Raw genomic sequence first — 14,213 nt, 5'->3', positions numbered from 1 at the left:
CTGACTCTGCTCACAGGTTGACGCTACGCGCCGGCGTGATGGCACCGTAGTCATTCACGCTCTGCCAGGAGAGCGTGCCGCCGGCACCGGCTGGCAGCACCTGCTGTGCCGCGCTTTTCGGCGCCACCATCAGGTTATCCAGCGTCTTCCCGCCCAGCTTCAGATTGACGAGGGTGATGTAATACGGAGACGCGTTGCTGACTTTGAGATAGTTACCCGCGCGCTCAAACCGCAGCTGGGAAAGCGCCTCTTCCGGCTGCATTGCCAGGTTGTTCGGGCGCACAAACAGCTTGATGCGCGAGAGGATAGCCAGCTGCAGCACGTTATTGTTTTCCGTTTTGGCTTTGTTCACTGACGGGATCGCTTTCACGTTCATGTAAAACAGCGATTCACGGTCGGCAGGCAGCGCAGGCCCAGCGTAAATAATGCGCAGCGTGTTTTCACTGTCCGGCTCGCTAACAAACAGGGGCGGCGTGACGGCAAACGTTTTTTCTTTTTGCCCGTTCGCATTTTCGACCCACGCGTTAATTAAATAGCGTTCCTGTTTATTGCTGTTGGTGATCGCCAGCGACGTTTGCTTCGCGTCCGCCGGGTAAATAACGCGGGTGGCTCCCAGCGCAATACCGCCGGATGCATTCGCGCAGGCAGAAACCATCATTAAAATAAACGATAAAAAAAGTCCTGGTTTAATTAGGGTATTCATCACAACCGTACCTTTAATAATGTGTTCGCAGGTGTTATGGATAAATCAACGTAAACCAGACATCCGACTGAATTTTGCCTGGCTCGAGGTGTTCGGAAATAGCCCGATAGCGGGCGCTAAAATGGAACGCCAGCTCGCGGGTATCGATCGGCAGCCAGCTGACGGCCGTGGCATTTGGGATAATCTGACGCTGCTGCTCGTCAAAGAGCGCCAGCCCAACGCCGCTGCTGACGGGCGTTTCACCTGGTCGCGATGTCGCCAGAAAGACCTGCGGATCCTCTGCGGGTGTGACACCCTGAAACTGGATCCCCACGGTGCGCGAAACATCAACGCTGCAGTCCAGCAGCCGCACGGTGAACGGCACATTCACCGTGGAAAAACTGCCCACGCCGGAAAATGAGTTGGTTCGGTACTGCCCCATATCGATGCGCATGTTCTGACTGTCGGGCGCCACGGCGCAGCCGCCGTTCACCAGTTCACCCCGGAGATGAACCTTGCCGCCTTCGATCACCACGGTATGCGCCGATGCCGGGCAAGCCATCGCAAGGGTTAACAGCAGTAGTGTTCCTGTCCTTGTCATCCTTCGTTCCTGGCAATAGCGTATGACGGGCCTCGTCCCTGAGGCCTGAACATCCCTGTGCGGAGGAATTATTCGTATTTCATTACGAAGGTGGCGTCAGCGTTCGCCTGGCCTGGCTCGGTAGTCGCAGCCGTTGATTTATAACGCGCGGTGAACTTCAGGGTGTTTGTCCCTTCGATCAGCGTCTGCGCAGCAGAGAAGGTCGCACCGTCTGGGGTCAGAACGCTGGATTTGCTGTCGAGGATCTCGATACCCACGCCTTTCGCGGTGTTGTCGTTGCTGCCAGAGGTGACGGCCAGCAGGGTTTTATCGGTTGGGTCGATCTGACCGGTGAACGCAACGGCTGCGGTTTTGGCGACCAGCGGATCGCAATCGTTCAGTTCAATGTTGAACGGAATATTAGAGGTGGTGTCGCCCACTTTGGTGAATTTCGCGGTACGATACTGACCCAGATTAACGGTCTGCTCGGAAGAATCAGTATTGACTGAACAAGCCGCATTAACCAGCTCACCTTTAAAATGTACGGTACCGCCATTTACGGAAACCGGGGCAGCAGGATCTGCTGCATTTGCGGCACCCGCAACCAGGGCCAAAGTTGCAATAACAGTAGAAGCAATGTTGCTGAGTTTCATGTCTATTCCTTTAAAATGTAAATAACCCTTCCCGCGAATAATCGGGAATAAGAAATACGTTCAATTGATGAATTGAAAGCTTATTTCGGAGGAGACAAAGTAGCTCAGGAGGCGATTTTTAAATATGTCAAAACGCTGCCATTTCGCCAGGTCACATCCTAATCCCGCCTAAGAAATTGACCATCCCTTAAGAAGGGTTTTTGCGGCTTGCTGATAAAAACGCGCAAAGGGTGACTGACAGCGAGGCTCGCTTCTGACAAAATACACGCATCCCCCCTTTTCGAACGTTACAGACGGAATCTTCTCTCTGATGGCAGCAAAGATTATTGACGGTAAAACGATTGCGCAGCAGGTGCGCTCTGAGGTCGCGGAAAAAGTGAAGGCGCGTAAAGCCGCCGGAAAACGCGCCCCCGGGCTGGCCGTTGTGCTGGTTGGCAGTAACCCGGCATCGCAGATTTATGTCGGCAGCAAGCGCAAAGCGTGTGAAGAGGTCGGCTTCGTCTCCCGCTCTTACGATTTGCCGGAAACCACCAGCGAAGCAGAACTGCTGGAACTTATTGACACTCTGAATGCCGATAAAGAGATCGACGGTATTCTGGTTCAGCTGCCGCTGCCCGCCGGTATCGACAACGTGAAGGTGCTGGAGCGTATCGCACCAGATAAAGACGTGGACGGTTTCCATCCGTACAACGTGGGCCGCCTGTGCCAGCGTGCGCCGCGTCTGCGTCCGTGCACGCCGCGCGGTATTGTGACGCTGCTGGAGCGTTATAACATCGATACTTACGGCCTGAACGCCGTGGTCATCGGCGCGTCCAACATCGTGGGCCGCCCGATGAGCATGGAGCTGCTGCTGGCAGGCTGCACCACCACCGTTACCCACCGCTTCACCAAAAACCTGCGCCACCACGTTGAGAACGCCGATCTGCTGATCGTCGCGGTCGGTAAGCCGGGCTTTATTCCGGGCGAGTGGATTAAAGAGGGCGCAATTGTCGTGGACGTCGGGATTAACCGTCTGGAAAACGGCAAAGTGGTCGGCGACGTGGTGTATGAAGATGCCGCCGCGCGCGCCTCTTACATTACCCCCGTACCGGGCGGCGTAGGCCCGATGACCGTCGCAACGCTGATTCAGAATACCCTGCAGGCATGCGAAGAATATCACGACGTAGAGGACGCGTAAGATGGCCACATTTTCATTAGGCAAACACCCGCACGTTGAGCTGTGCGATCTGCTCAAGCTGGAAGGCTGGAGCGAAAGCGGCGCGCAGGCGAAAATTGCCATTGCCGACGGGCTTGTCAAAGTGGACGGTGCGGTGGAAACCCGCAAGCGCTGCAAGATTGTCGCGGGCCAGACCGTGAGCTTTGAAGGGCAGAGCGTGACCGTGACGGCGTAAGCCGTTTGATGCCCGGTGGCGCTGCGCTTACCGGGCCTAGGTACTGTCTCCGTTTGTAGGCCGGGTAAGGCGAAGCCGCCACCCGGCAATTTCTATCTCTATCCCCTCACACCCATCACGGTTATTTATCGATCCACTTCAAATAATCAGTATTTCGTCTGTTGAAAAGTGAAAATTCAGTTGCGCGTTTTTCACGCTTTGCCCACGATAAGTAGAACGTTCTACTAAAACGTTCTACTTACAATAACAGCGCCAAAAAAAGCGCTACTCGGGGGAAATCAGCATGAGTCTGATATCAGGGTTTGTTAAATCACTGTCTAAGTTATCGATGATTGGTCGCGCCTTAATGCTGCCAATTTCACTGCTTCCCGCTGCGGGCCTGCTTCTGGCCTTCGGCGATAAGTTCCATCTGCCGCTGATGATGAACGCGGGCGGGGTTATCTTTGATAACCTGCCGATGCTGTTTGCCATTGGCTCTGCCGTGGGCCTGGCGTCAGAATCCGGCATTGCGGCGCTGTCCGCGGCGGTGTCGGTGTTTGTCACCAATATCACCATCAGCACCGTGCTGAGCATCACGCCGGAAATGGCCTCTCAGGGCGGGAAATACGCCATGGTGGTGGGCATTCCGACGCTGCAGATGGGCGTCTTCGGCGGCCTGATCTGCGGTATTCTCGCGGCCTGGTGCTATAACCGCTTCCACACCATGCAGCTTCCGGAATTCCTTGGCTTCTTCTCCGGCAAGCGCTTCGTGGCGATCGCAACGGCGTTCCTCTCGTTCCTGATGGGGCTGCTGCTGCCGTACGTGTGGCAGCATATCCAGGCCGGTATCGACGCCCTCTCCGTGATCGTTAACGGCGATAATCAGGCGGCCTCGACCTTTATCTTCGGTCTGGTGGAGCGCGCGCTGATCCCGCTCGGTCTGCACCATATCTGGTATCCGTCGTTCTGGTATTCGTTTGGGGATTACACCACCCAGGCAGGCCAGGTGATCCACGGCGACCAGACCATCTGGTTCAAGATGCTGGAAGAAGGGGTGAAATCCTTCAGCAGCGACACCTACCAGAACGCCGGTAAGTTCATGCAGGGTGAATTCCCGCTGATGCTGTTCGCGCTGCCTGCGGCGTGCCTGGCGATGTATCACGAAGCCCATACGAAGAATAAGAAAATCGCGGCCGGTATTCTGTTCTCCGCGGCGCTGACCTGCTTCCTGACGGGGATCACCGAACCGGTCGAATTTACCTTTATCTTCGTGGCGCCGATTCTGTACGTCTTTAACGCCATCATGGCGGGTCTGGCCTACATGACCATGTACCTGCTGCATGCGCATATCGCCAAGTCGTTCTCTGCGGGCTTTATCGACTATCTGTCATTCGGGATCCTGCCGTCGTTTAACGGCTACCAGACCCACTTCCTGAGCGCCATTATCATCGGCATTCCAATGGGCCTGATTTATTACTTCACGTTCCGCTTTGTGATCCGTCGTTTCGACGTGAAAACGCCGGGCCGCACCGAAGTAACCGCCAACGCGGATGAAAAATCGGATTCTGAACTCGCGACCGAGATCATCACCCTGCTGGGCGGCGCGCATAACATTGACTCCGTCGGCGCCTGTATCACCCGCCTGCGTCTGGAAGTGGCAAAAAGCGACGCGGTGGATAAAGACGGCCTGAACGGACTCGGCGCGCGCGGCGTGGTGTTTGTCGGCGACAACGGCATTCAGGTGATTTTCGGTGCCAGAGCACAGTTTATCGCCCAGACCATGTCCACCATGATCGGCAAATAATAAGATGCCTGAACGACACGTCTCCTGTACGCTGGGAGGCGTGTTTTATCTGGCTGATAATCGGTAAATTTCAGGGAGCGGTTTTGAAGAAAGTCAGCATTATTGATGTTGCAAAGCACGCGGGCGTGTCGGTTTCCACCGTCTCGCTGGTGCTGCGCCAGAAAGGGAAAATCTCAGAGGCAACGATCGAGAAGGTCAACGCTGCCATCAATACCCTGGGCTATGTTCATAACGTTGCCGCTGCCAACCTTCGCGCCAATACCTCCAACCTGATTGGCCTGATCCTCCGCGACTTTAGCGACAGCTTCTCCATCAAGGTGATGGCGAGCATCGTTCAGGATCTTGAAAAACAGGGGTATATGGTTTTTCTCGGTCAGCCCCAGAACGACCATGACCAGCTTGAGCGCTGCCTGCTGTCGTTTAAGCAGCAGGGCGTCGCCGGGGTGATCTATCTGGCCTCGGATACCCGCACCTCTACCCTGCCGGAAAAGATTCGCCACTGCCCTCTGCCGCTGGTGGTGGTCTCTCAGTCGCTGCTGGATGAAAAATGCAATCTGGTGATGCGCGATAACCGACAGGCGGCCAGTCTGGCGGTGCGTTATCTTATCGAGCGCGGTCATCGTAATATCGCCTACATAGGCGGACGGGAAGGCTGCCTTATCCGCGAGCAGCGCCTGCTCGGCTTTCGCAGCGCGATGGCGCAAAACGGACTGGTCTGGCGCGATGAATACTCGCCGGCCTGCAGCGATGACACGCTGGCAGCGGGTTTCGCGACCCGCCAACTGCTGGAAAAAAACAATACCATCACCGCCCTGCTCTGCCACTCGCCGGATGCCATGATCGGCTCCATCTCCGGTATTCATCAGGTCGGGCGTACGGTGGGTAAAGATGTGTTTCTGACGCAGCAGGTCGCCCTGGTCGGTTTCGAAGATATGCTCCACGTTAACCTCACCTCACCCTCGTTTACCTACGTCTCGTCCGCCAGCGAAGAGACGGGGCGTCAGGCGGCCGGGCTGATTATTCGCACGCTGAAGGAGCCGACGCTGCAAACCCAGCGTATTACGCTCTCCGGGCAGCTTATCACACGCGAGTCGGCGTAAAATCAGAATTTAGCACAGGTTTTTTAGCGCGGAATGACTGCTATATTTCCATGATTTGCCATGGATAATCACAATGCCTACCGTCATTACGCACGCTGCTGTTCCGCTTTGCCTGGGCTTAGGCCTGGGGACAAAAGTTATCCCACCCCGTCTGCTGTTTGCCGGCATTGTTCTCGCCATGCTGCCGGACGCCGACGTGCTGGCGTTCAAGTTCGGCGTCGCGTACGGCAACGTTTTCGGCCATCGCGGCTTTACCCACTCCCTGCTGTTTGCCTTCGTGGTGCCGATACTTTGCGTACTGACTGGACGACGATGGTTCCGGGCCAGCCTGACGCGGTGCTGGCTGTTTTTAACCGTGTCACTGCTGTCGCACAGCCTGCTGGATTCGATTACCACAGGCGGGAAAGGCGTCGGCTGGCTGTGGCCGTGGTCGGATGAACGCTTCTTTGCGCCGTGGCAGGTGATTAAGGTCGCGCCGTTTGCGCTCTCACGCTATACCACGCCGTACGGGCATCAGGTGATCCTTTCAGAACTGCTGTGGGTGTGGCTGCCGGGTGTGGTGCTGATGGGGTTGCTGTGGTGGAAAAGAAGGTAAAAAAAAGCCGGGTGGCGGCTGCGCCTTACCCGGCCTACTTTTGCCTGTTGGCCCGGCAAGCGTAAGCGCCACCGGACGTTACAGACTTACTTACGGCGCCAGGTCGTTCCCTGCGGGCCGTCTTCCAGGATGATGCCCATCTCGGTCAGACGGTTACGCGCCGCATCGGCCGCCGCCCAGTCCTTCGCCTGACGCGCTTCCAGACGCGCCTTGATCAACGCTTCAATCTCCGCCACTTCACCGTCGTCCGCCTGCGCACCGCTCTGCAGGAACGCGTCCGGCTCCTGCTCCAGCAGGCCGAGCACGGCAGAGAGCTTACGCAGATGTGACGCCAGCGCATTCGCGGCCGCCATATCCTCGGACTTCAGGCGGTTCACTTCGCGCGCCATGTCGAACAGCACGGAGTAGGCTTCCGGGGTGTTGAAGTCGTCGTTCATCACCTCAACGAAGCGCGCTTCGAACGCTTCGCCGCCTGCCGCCGGAACAGACTTGTCGGTTCCGCGCAGCGCGGTGTACAGACGCTCCAGCGCCGAGCGCGCCTGCTTCAGGTTCTCTTCGCTGTAGTTCAGCTGGCTGCGATAGTGGCCAGACATCAGGAAGTAGCGCACGGTTTCCGCGTCGTAATACTTCAGCACGTCGCGCACGGTAAAGAAGTTACCCAGCGATTTCGACATCTTCTCGCGGTCAACCATCACCATCCCGGAGTGCATCCAGTAGTTCACGTACTCGCCGCCGTGGGCGCAAGTGGACTGCGCGATTTCGTTTTCGTGGTGCGGGAACATCAGGTCTGAACCGCCGCCGTGAATGTCGAAGTGCTTGCCCAGCTGTTTGCAGTTCATCGCGGAACATTCAATGTGCCAGCCCGGACGCCCGTCGCCCCACGGGGATGGCCAGCTTGGTTCACCCTCTTTGGACATCTTCCACAGCACGAAGTCCATCGGGTTACGCTTCACGTCAACCACGTCAACGCGGGCACCGGCCTGGAGCTGGTCCAGATCCTGACGGGAAAGCGCACCGTAGGTTGGGTCCGTCGGCACGGAGAACATCACGTCGCCGTTGTCGGCAACATACGCATGACCGCGGGCGATCAGCTTTTCGGTGATCTCGATGATTTCGTGAATATGGTGGGTCGCGCGCGGCTCGCTGTCCGGACGCAGAATATTCAGGGCGTCGAAGTCTTTGTGCATCTCAGCGATCATGCGATCCACCAGCGCGACAAAGCTTTCGCCGTTTTCATTGGCGCGCTTGATGATCTTATCGTCGATGTCGGTGATGTTGCGCACGTATTTCAGCTTGTACCCGAGAAAACGCAGGTAGCGTGACACCACGTCGAAGGCGACAAAGGTACGGCCATGGCCAATGTGACAGAGATCGTAAACCGTAATACCACACACGTACATGCCGACTTCCCCGGCATGGATAGGTTTAAATTCCTCTTTTTGGCGCGTCATTGTATTAAAGATTTTTAACATCGAAGATTCCATGTAAACACGTGTGTGGTTGAAAACCGGCTATTCTACCCGTAATTCAAACCCGAAGCAGCACACAATGCAAGGTGATCGCATCCTGTGGTTATGCTATAACAAGCCCCTATAGATGACCCGAAGGCGGGTCGACGTACCACAATAACGGAACAGGATGCAAAAATGGTTACTTTCCACACTAATCATGGCGATATCGTAATCAAAACCTTTGATGACAAAGCGCCTGAAACAGTTAAAAACTTCCTGGACTACTGCCGCGAAGGTTTCTACAACAACACCATTTTCCACCGCGTGATCAACGGTTTCATGATCCAGGGCGGCGGTTTCGAACCTGGCATGAACCAGAAAGCCACTAAAGAGCCGATCAAGAACGAAGCGAACAACGGCCTGAAAAACACCCGCGGCACGCTGGCGATGGCGCGTACTCAGGCACCTCACTCTGCTACTGCACAGTTCTTCATTAACGTGGCGGACAACGACTTCCTGAACTTCTCCGGCGAAAGCCTGCAGGGTTGGGGCTACTGCGTATTCGCAGAAGTGGTTGAAGGTATGGACGTGGTTGACAAGATCAAAGCCGTCTCTACTGGCCGCAGCGGTATGCACCAGGACGTTCCAAAAGAAGACGTTGTGATTACCAGCGTGACCGTCAGCGAGTAATTGGTGGCGACACTCTTTATTGCGGATCTTCATCTGCAAACAGAAGAACCGGCGATAACCGCCGGTTTTCTGCGTTTTTTACGCGGTGAAGCGAAAAGCGCCGATGCGCTGTACATCCTGGGCGACCTCTTTGAAGCCTGGATTGGCGACGACGACCCTAATCCGCTGCACCGTGAAATGGCCGCCGCCATTCACGCGCTGGTCGATTCCGGCGTCCCCTGCTACTTCATTCACGGCAACCGTGATTTCCTGATCGGCAAGCGCTACGCCCGTGAAAGCGGCATGACGCTGCTGCCGGAAGAACAGGCGCTCGACCTCTACGGCCGCAAGGTCCTGATCATGCACGGCGACACGCTCTGCACCGACGATACCGGCTACCTGGCGTTTCGCGCCAAAGTCCACACCCCGTGGATCCAGAAGGTGTTCCTTGCCCTGCCGCTCTTTATCCGCAACCGCATCGCCGCCAGAATGCGCGCAGGCAGTAAAGCCGCCAACAGCAGCAAATCCATGACCATCATGGACGTCAATCCGCAGGCGGTCGTGAGGGTAATGGAAAAGCATGAGGTTCAGTGGCTGATCCACGGTCATACCCATCGTCCTGACGTGCATTCCCTCATCGCCAACGGCCAGCCCGCACACCGCGTGGTATTGGGTGCCTGGCACACTGAAGGTTCTATGGTCAAAGTCACGCCTGAGGGCGTGGAGCTGATCGCGTTTCCGTTTTAACCCCCACCACATCATTCTATTTTTTTGAACAATATCGGCAAATTGTTTCGATTTTAATCCGCCCGTGGTCGGCCTATTATTTATCACATCAGGGCAACACGCCCTATCCCAGACAAAACACTTAAGGAATACGACCATGAAATCCATCAAAACTTTCGTTGCAGTTGCGGCTCTCTCCCTGGTTTCTTTCAGTTCTTTCGCGCAGAGCGTGAGCGCAACCGCCTCAACCCTTGACCGCGCAGAAGCGAAAATCGCTGCACAGGCTGCTGAACAGGGTGCGTCTTATAAAATCACCAGCGCGAAGGTCGATAATCGCGTGTATATGACCGCAGAACTGACGAAATAATGATTGCCCCTCGACGAAAACAGACCGCCAGAATGCGGTCTGTTTTGTTATGAATTGATGGCAACAACGGCTCAAGATTTAACCGCGCAACCGTTTTCCTTGCCCGTATAACATGCTATTCTCTGTGCCCTCGAAAGCAGTGTGTTTCGCACCACAGGAGTTTTAAGACGCATGTCTTCCCGCAATAATCCGGCGCGTGTCGCCATCGTGATGGGGTCCAAAAGCGACTGGGCTACCATGCAGTTCGCCGCCGAAATCTTTGACATCCTGAATGTTCCGCACCACGTTGAAGTGGTCTCTGCACACCGTACGCCGGACAAACTGTTCAGCTTCGCCGAAAGCGCCGAAGAGAACGGTTATGAGGTGATCATTGCCGGTGCGGGCGGCGCAGCACATCTGCCGGGCATGATTGCCGCCAAAACCCTGGTGCCGGTTCTGGGCGTACCGGTTCAGAGCGCCGCGTTAAGCGGTGTGGACAGCCTCTACTCCATCGTTCAGATGCCGCGCGGTATTCCTGTCGGCACGCTGGCGATTGGCAAAGCGGGTGCCGCAAACGCCGCCCTGCTGGCCGCGCAGATCCTGGCGACGCACGATAAAGACTTACATCAGCGTCTGGCGGCGTGGCGTAAAGCCCAGACCGACGAAGTGCTGGACAACCCGGACCCGCGGGGTGCGGCATGAAGCAGGTTTGCGTCCTTGGTAACGGCCAGTTAGGCCGCATGCTGCGTCAGGCCGGTGAGCCGCTGGGTATTGCCGTCTGGCCCGTCGGGCTGGACGCCGAGCCAGAAGCCGTCCCATTCCACCAGAGCGTGATCACCGCCGAGATTGAACGCTGGCCGGAGACCGCTCTGACCCGCGAGCTGGCGCGCCATAACGCCTTCGTTAACCGCGACGTGTTCCCGATCGTTGCCGACCGCCTGACGCAAAAGCAGCTGTTCGACAAGCTCGGCCTCGCGACCGCACCGTGGCAGCTCCTGTCCGATAAAAGCGAGTGGAACGACGTCTTCGCCATGCTGGGCGAACTGGCGATCGTGAAGCGCCGCGTGGGTGGCTACGACGGCCGCGGCCAGTGGCGCCTGCGCGCAGGCGACACCGCCGAGCTGCCGGATGACTGCTACGGCGAGTGCATCGTTGAGCAGGGCATTAACTTCAGCGGTGAAGTCTCGCTGGTTGGCGCGCGCGGGCATGACGGCCGCACGGTGTTTTATCCGCTGACGCATAACCTGCATCAGGACGGCATTCTGCGCACCAGCGTCGCCTTCCCGCACGCCAATGCCGACCAGCAGGCGCAGGCGGAAGAGATGCTCTCTGCCATCATGCACGAACTCGGTTATGTCGGCGTCATGGCGATGGAGTGCTTTATCACCCCGTCCGGTCTGCTGATCAACGAGCTGGCACCGCGCGTGCACAACAGCGGCCACTGGACGCAAAACGGCGCCTCCATCAGCCAGTTCGAGCTGCACCTGCGCGCCATTATCGACCTGCCGCTGCCGCAGCCGGTGGTGAACAGCCCGTCGGTGATGATCAACCTGATCGGAACCGATCTGAACTACGACTGGCTGAAGCTGCCGCTGGTGCATCTGCACTGGTATGACAAAGAGGTCCGCGAGGGTCGTAAAGTCGGCCACCTGAACCTGAACGACAGCGACACGGGCCGTCTGAGCGCCACGCTCGAAGCCATGATCCCGCTCCTGCCGCCGGAATACGCGAGCGGTATTGTCTGGGCACAATCTAAGCTTAAATAGTTCTCCCTCCGCCGGGGAGTTGACCTCCTCTTTCCCCGGCGTACAATTCCCGCCCATTGCTGCTTAGCTTTCTTCTGGAATAACCATGAACGATGGAACGGACTATCGCGCGATCCTCGCGTCCGATACCCCTTTAATCGACGTTCGCGCGCCGATCGAACTTGCCCAGGGCGCGATGCCAGCGGCAGTCAACCTGCCTTTAATGAACGATGACGAGCGCGCCGCCGTCGGTACCTGTTATAAACGTCAGGGACCGGACGCCGCGCTGGCGCTCGGCCATCGCCTGGTGAGCGGCGACACGCGTGACGCCCGCATCAACGCCTGGCGCGAAGCCAGCCTTGCCCATCCTGAGGGCTTTCTCTGCTGCGCGCGCGGCGGCCAGCGCTCGCATATCTCGCAGGCCTGGCTGAAAGAGGCGGGTGTCGACTACCCGCTGATCCGCGGTGGCTATAAGGCCCTGCGCCAGACGGCGATTCAGGTGACCATTGAGCAGTCGCAAAAGCCGATGGTGCTTATCGGCGGCTGTACCGGGAACGGTAAAACCCTGCTGGTGAAGCAGCATGCACAGGGTATCGATCTGGAAGGGCTCGCGCACCATCGCGGCTCGTCATTTGGCCGCACGCTCACGCCGCAGCTTTCCCAGGCCAGCTTTGAAAATCACCTTGCGGTTGAGCTATTGAAAAAAGACGCCGCGCGCTGGGTACTGGAAGATGAAGGCCGGATGATTGGCTCCAACCACCTGCCGGCCTGCCTGCGCGACCGCATGGTTGAAGCCCCTATCGTGGTGGTCGAGGATCCGTTTGAGATCCGTCTTGAACGCCTGCGCGAAGAGTATTTCGACCATATGTGGGCGGATTTTTCTGCCGCCTACGGCGAGGAAGCGGGCTGGAAAGAATACAGCGAGTATCTGCATCACGGCCTGTTCGCCATACGCCGCCGTCTTGGGCTGCAGCGCTTTGCGGAATTCACCGCCTTACTGGACGCCGCGCTTGTCGAACAACAACGTACTGGCCGCACTGACGCGCACTTCAGCTGGCTTGTACCGCTCCTGAACGACTATTACGACCCGATGTATGGCTATCAGCTGGAGAAAAAGGCGGAAAAGATTGTGTATCGCGGGACATACGAAGAAATTGCTGAGTGGCTTGATCGCTGAAAAAAGCCGGGTGGCGGCTACGCCTTACCCGGCCTACGCGTACTGTTGTAGCCCCGGTAAGCGCAGCGCCACCGGGGAACAGACGGCTTAGAAGTCGTAACGCAGACGCACCAGGTTCATGTCGCCCAGGTTGTCGGTGCTGGAGGTGAACACGTGTTCGTAATCCACGCGGAAACCATAATCCAGCTGGAAGCTGATCCCCACGCCGTTGTCGATGCGCTGGTAGTTACGGCCGTTCACGTACTCAATGCGGTCACCCATGAAGTAAGGCTGGATGGATTTCACCGCGTACTGACCGACTGGGAACTTGTACCCTGCGAAGTATTCAATACCCCACGCGTCGCCTGCAAAGTAGTCGTTAACAGACACTTTTTTGGTGGTCAGGAAGTTCTGATACCAGCCGCCGCCTGCGGAGAAGGTCCAGTTGTCCGGGGTCCAGCTCAGCGCGGTACCGAGGATATTCTGGTCGTAGGTTTTGCTGTCGCCGTTGTCCGGGTTACGCATGTCGGCGCGGGTGTAGTTCCACGCGGCGCCCCAGGTCAGGTCGGTAGTCAGGTGGTAATCCAGACCCAGCGAGCCGCCGCCTTTGCGCTTGTAGCGCAGGCCGTTGCCCGGCAGGTATTCGCTGTCTTCAAACAGGTAGGATGCGTAAATGTCAGCATCGCCCACGGTTTTCTTATATTTCAGCATCTGGCGTGAACGGTAAGAGCCGTCGTAATCGCCGTTGATCCCGTTACCCGGTGCCTGAGCGATCATGTCGTAGTCCCAGATATCGGTTTTCGCGCCAACCACATCATAGTAAACGCTGTTCTGTTGACCGAAGGTCAGCGTACCCCAGGTGTCGCTCTTCAGGCCGGTGTAGAGCATACGACGCGTGGTGTCGTGCGCGCCTTCGGCGTAGTGGTGATCCCAGTTAAACTGCGCAGGAATATTCACACCCAGCTCGTAGTAGCTGATCCAGCTGATGTCATCAAACAGGTAGTAATCTGCTGCGAAACGGAAGCGGGTGCCGCCGTCAAAGCCGTTACGCTTGTAGCTGTTTTTCCCGTCGTCGCCGGTCATGTTCTGGAACTGAGGACGAATGCTGCCGCCAACGGTGAAGTTCAGGCGGCTCAGCGGGTTACCCGCCTGAGGATCCTGCTTAAGAACGGTGATTTCCGCCTGAGAAGCGAAGGTCGTTAATGCCACTGCCGCGCCAATCGTTGCCGCCAGCGCTGATTTTTTTATAGTCATTATTTTTCCTTAATAGACACGCTGCTAAATATTTAGCGGGTGAATATTAACTGGAAATAATCGGGCTGTGTGGACGGGTTTT

At 57.0% G+C, this 14,213-nt stretch carries 16 protein-coding genes; 11 read left to right on the top strand and 5 right to left on the bottom strand.

What is annotated here, in order from left to right:
• Positions 1 to 10: 10 nt before the first annotated feature.
• From fimC to fimA, 3 genes are all read right to left on the bottom strand, one after another.
• Positions 11 to 703: a type 1 fimbria chaperone FimC gene (gene fimC / locus PI91_RS08135; RefSeq protein WP_039265879.1), complete on the bottom strand. Its 693-nt coding sequence runs from the start codon at positions 701 to 703 to the stop codon at positions 11 to 13.
• 34 nt (positions 704 to 737) lie between these two features.
• Positions 738 to 1,283, bottom strand: coding sequence for a type 1 fimbrial protein subunit FimI (gene fimI, locus PI91_RS08130; protein WP_023310642.1), 546 nt, complete (start codon positions 1,281 to 1,283; stop codon positions 738 to 740).
• Between the two features lie 68 nt (positions 1,284 to 1,351).
• Entirely contained in the window at positions 1,352 to 1,915 is a 564-nt protein-coding gene (fimA, locus tag PI91_RS08125) for a type 1 fimbrial major subunit FimA (protein WP_008499333.1), read from the bottom strand.
• A gap of 310 nt (positions 1,916 to 2,225) precedes the next feature.
• Between fimA and folD the strand changes: the two genes are divergently transcribed.
• The 5 genes from folD (at position 2,226) to PI91_RS08100 (ending at position 6,784) form a co-directional block, all read left to right on the top strand.
• Positions 2,226 to 3,092 (top strand): bifunctional methylenetetrahydrofolate dehydrogenase/methenyltetrahydrofolate cyclohydrolase FolD, encoded by an 867-nt coding sequence (gene folD / locus PI91_RS08120; protein WP_008499332.1) that lies wholly within the window; start codon positions 2,226 to 2,228, stop codon positions 3,090 to 3,092.
• 1 nt (position 3,093) lies between these two features.
• Positions 3,094 to 3,306 (top strand): ribosome-associated protein YbcJ, encoded by a 213-nt coding sequence (gene ybcJ, locus PI91_RS08115; RefSeq protein WP_004143016.1) that lies wholly within the window; start codon positions 3,094 to 3,096, stop codon positions 3,304 to 3,306.
• Positions 3,307 to 3,589: 283 nt separating this feature from the next.
• Positions 3,590 to 5,089 (top strand): PTS transporter subunit EIIC, encoded by a 1,500-nt coding sequence (locus PI91_RS08110; RefSeq protein WP_023343521.1) that lies wholly within the window; start codon positions 3,590 to 3,592, stop codon positions 5,087 to 5,089.
• A gap of 83 nt (positions 5,090 to 5,172) precedes the next feature.
• Positions 5,173 to 6,189, top strand: a complete 1,017-nt coding sequence (malI, locus tag PI91_RS08105) for a Mal regulon transcriptional regulator MalI (protein WP_032656603.1) — start codon at positions 5,173 to 5,175, stop codon at positions 6,187 to 6,189.
• 73 nt (positions 6,190 to 6,262) lie between these two features.
• Positions 6,263 to 6,784: a metal-dependent hydrolase gene (locus PI91_RS08100; protein ID WP_032674292.1), complete on the top strand. Its 522-nt coding sequence runs from the start codon at positions 6,263 to 6,265 to the stop codon at positions 6,782 to 6,784.
• An 86-nt stretch (positions 6,785 to 6,870) separates the two neighbouring features.
• Here the strand turns inward: PI91_RS08100 and cysS are convergent, their stop codons facing one another.
• Complete coding sequence (cysS, locus tag PI91_RS08095; protein ID WP_032674291.1) at positions 6,871 to 8,256, bottom strand: cysteine--tRNA ligase; 1,386 nt, start codon at positions 8,254 to 8,256, stop codon at positions 6,871 to 6,873.
• A 174-nt stretch (positions 8,257 to 8,430) separates the two neighbouring features.
• On the opposite strand from cysS, the gene ppiB reads away from it, so the two are divergent.
• The 6 genes from ppiB to mnmH all read left to right on the top strand — a co-directional run bounded on the left by ppiB (position 8,431) and on the right by mnmH (position 12,898).
• Positions 8,431 to 8,925 (top strand): peptidylprolyl isomerase B, encoded by a 495-nt coding sequence (gene ppiB / locus PI91_RS08090; protein WP_008499327.1) that lies wholly within the window; start codon positions 8,431 to 8,433, stop codon positions 8,923 to 8,925.
• Positions 8,926 to 8,928: 3 nt separating this feature from the next.
• Positions 8,929 to 9,651 (top strand): UDP-2,3-diacylglucosamine diphosphatase, encoded by a 723-nt coding sequence (gene lpxH, locus PI91_RS08085; protein WP_039266886.1) that lies wholly within the window; start codon positions 8,929 to 8,931, stop codon positions 9,649 to 9,651.
• A 136-nt stretch (positions 9,652 to 9,787) separates the two neighbouring features.
• The gene (locus PI91_RS08080) at positions 9,788 to 9,997 is read left to right on the top strand and encodes a YdgH/BhsA/McbA-like domain containing protein (protein ID WP_039265875.1); all 210 of its coding nucleotides are present in this window, start codon (positions 9,788 to 9,790) and stop codon (positions 9,995 to 9,997) included.
• A gap of 171 nt (positions 9,998 to 10,168) precedes the next feature.
• On the top strand, positions 10,169 to 10,678 hold the full coding sequence (purE, locus tag PI91_RS08075) for a 5-(carboxyamino)imidazole ribonucleotide mutase (protein WP_023616863.1): 510 nt from the start codon (positions 10,169 to 10,171) through the stop codon (positions 10,676 to 10,678).
• Positions 10,675 to 11,742, top strand: a complete 1,068-nt coding sequence (gene purK, locus PI91_RS08070; protein ID WP_039265874.1) for a 5-(carboxyamino)imidazole ribonucleotide synthase — start codon at positions 10,675 to 10,677, stop codon at positions 11,740 to 11,742. Before purE ends, purK begins: the two co-directional genes overlap by 4 nt.
• Positions 11,743 to 11,827: 85 nt before the next feature.
• Positions 11,828 to 12,898, top strand: coding sequence for a tRNA 2-selenouridine(34) synthase MnmH (mnmH, locus tag PI91_RS08065; RefSeq protein ID WP_039265872.1), 1,071 nt, complete (start codon positions 11,828 to 11,830; stop codon positions 12,896 to 12,898).
• Positions 12,899 to 12,985: 87 nt separating this feature from the next.
• Here the strand turns inward: mnmH and PI91_RS08060 are convergent, their stop codons facing one another.
• Positions 12,986 to 14,131 (bottom strand): porin, encoded by a 1,146-nt coding sequence (locus PI91_RS08060; RefSeq protein WP_008499321.1) that lies wholly within the window; start codon positions 14,129 to 14,131, stop codon positions 12,986 to 12,988.
• Between the last annotated feature and the right edge of the window lie 82 nt (positions 14,132 to 14,213).

Origin of the sequence: Enterobacter sp. FB, from assembly GCF_000805795.1 — a bacterium.
Taxonomy (GTDB): domain Bacteria; phylum Pseudomonadota; class Gammaproteobacteria; order Enterobacterales; family Enterobacteriaceae; genus Enterobacter; species Enterobacter roggenkampii.
Note: the sequence above shows the minus strand (reverse complement) of the source record. Positions and strands in the feature narration are given on the sequence as shown.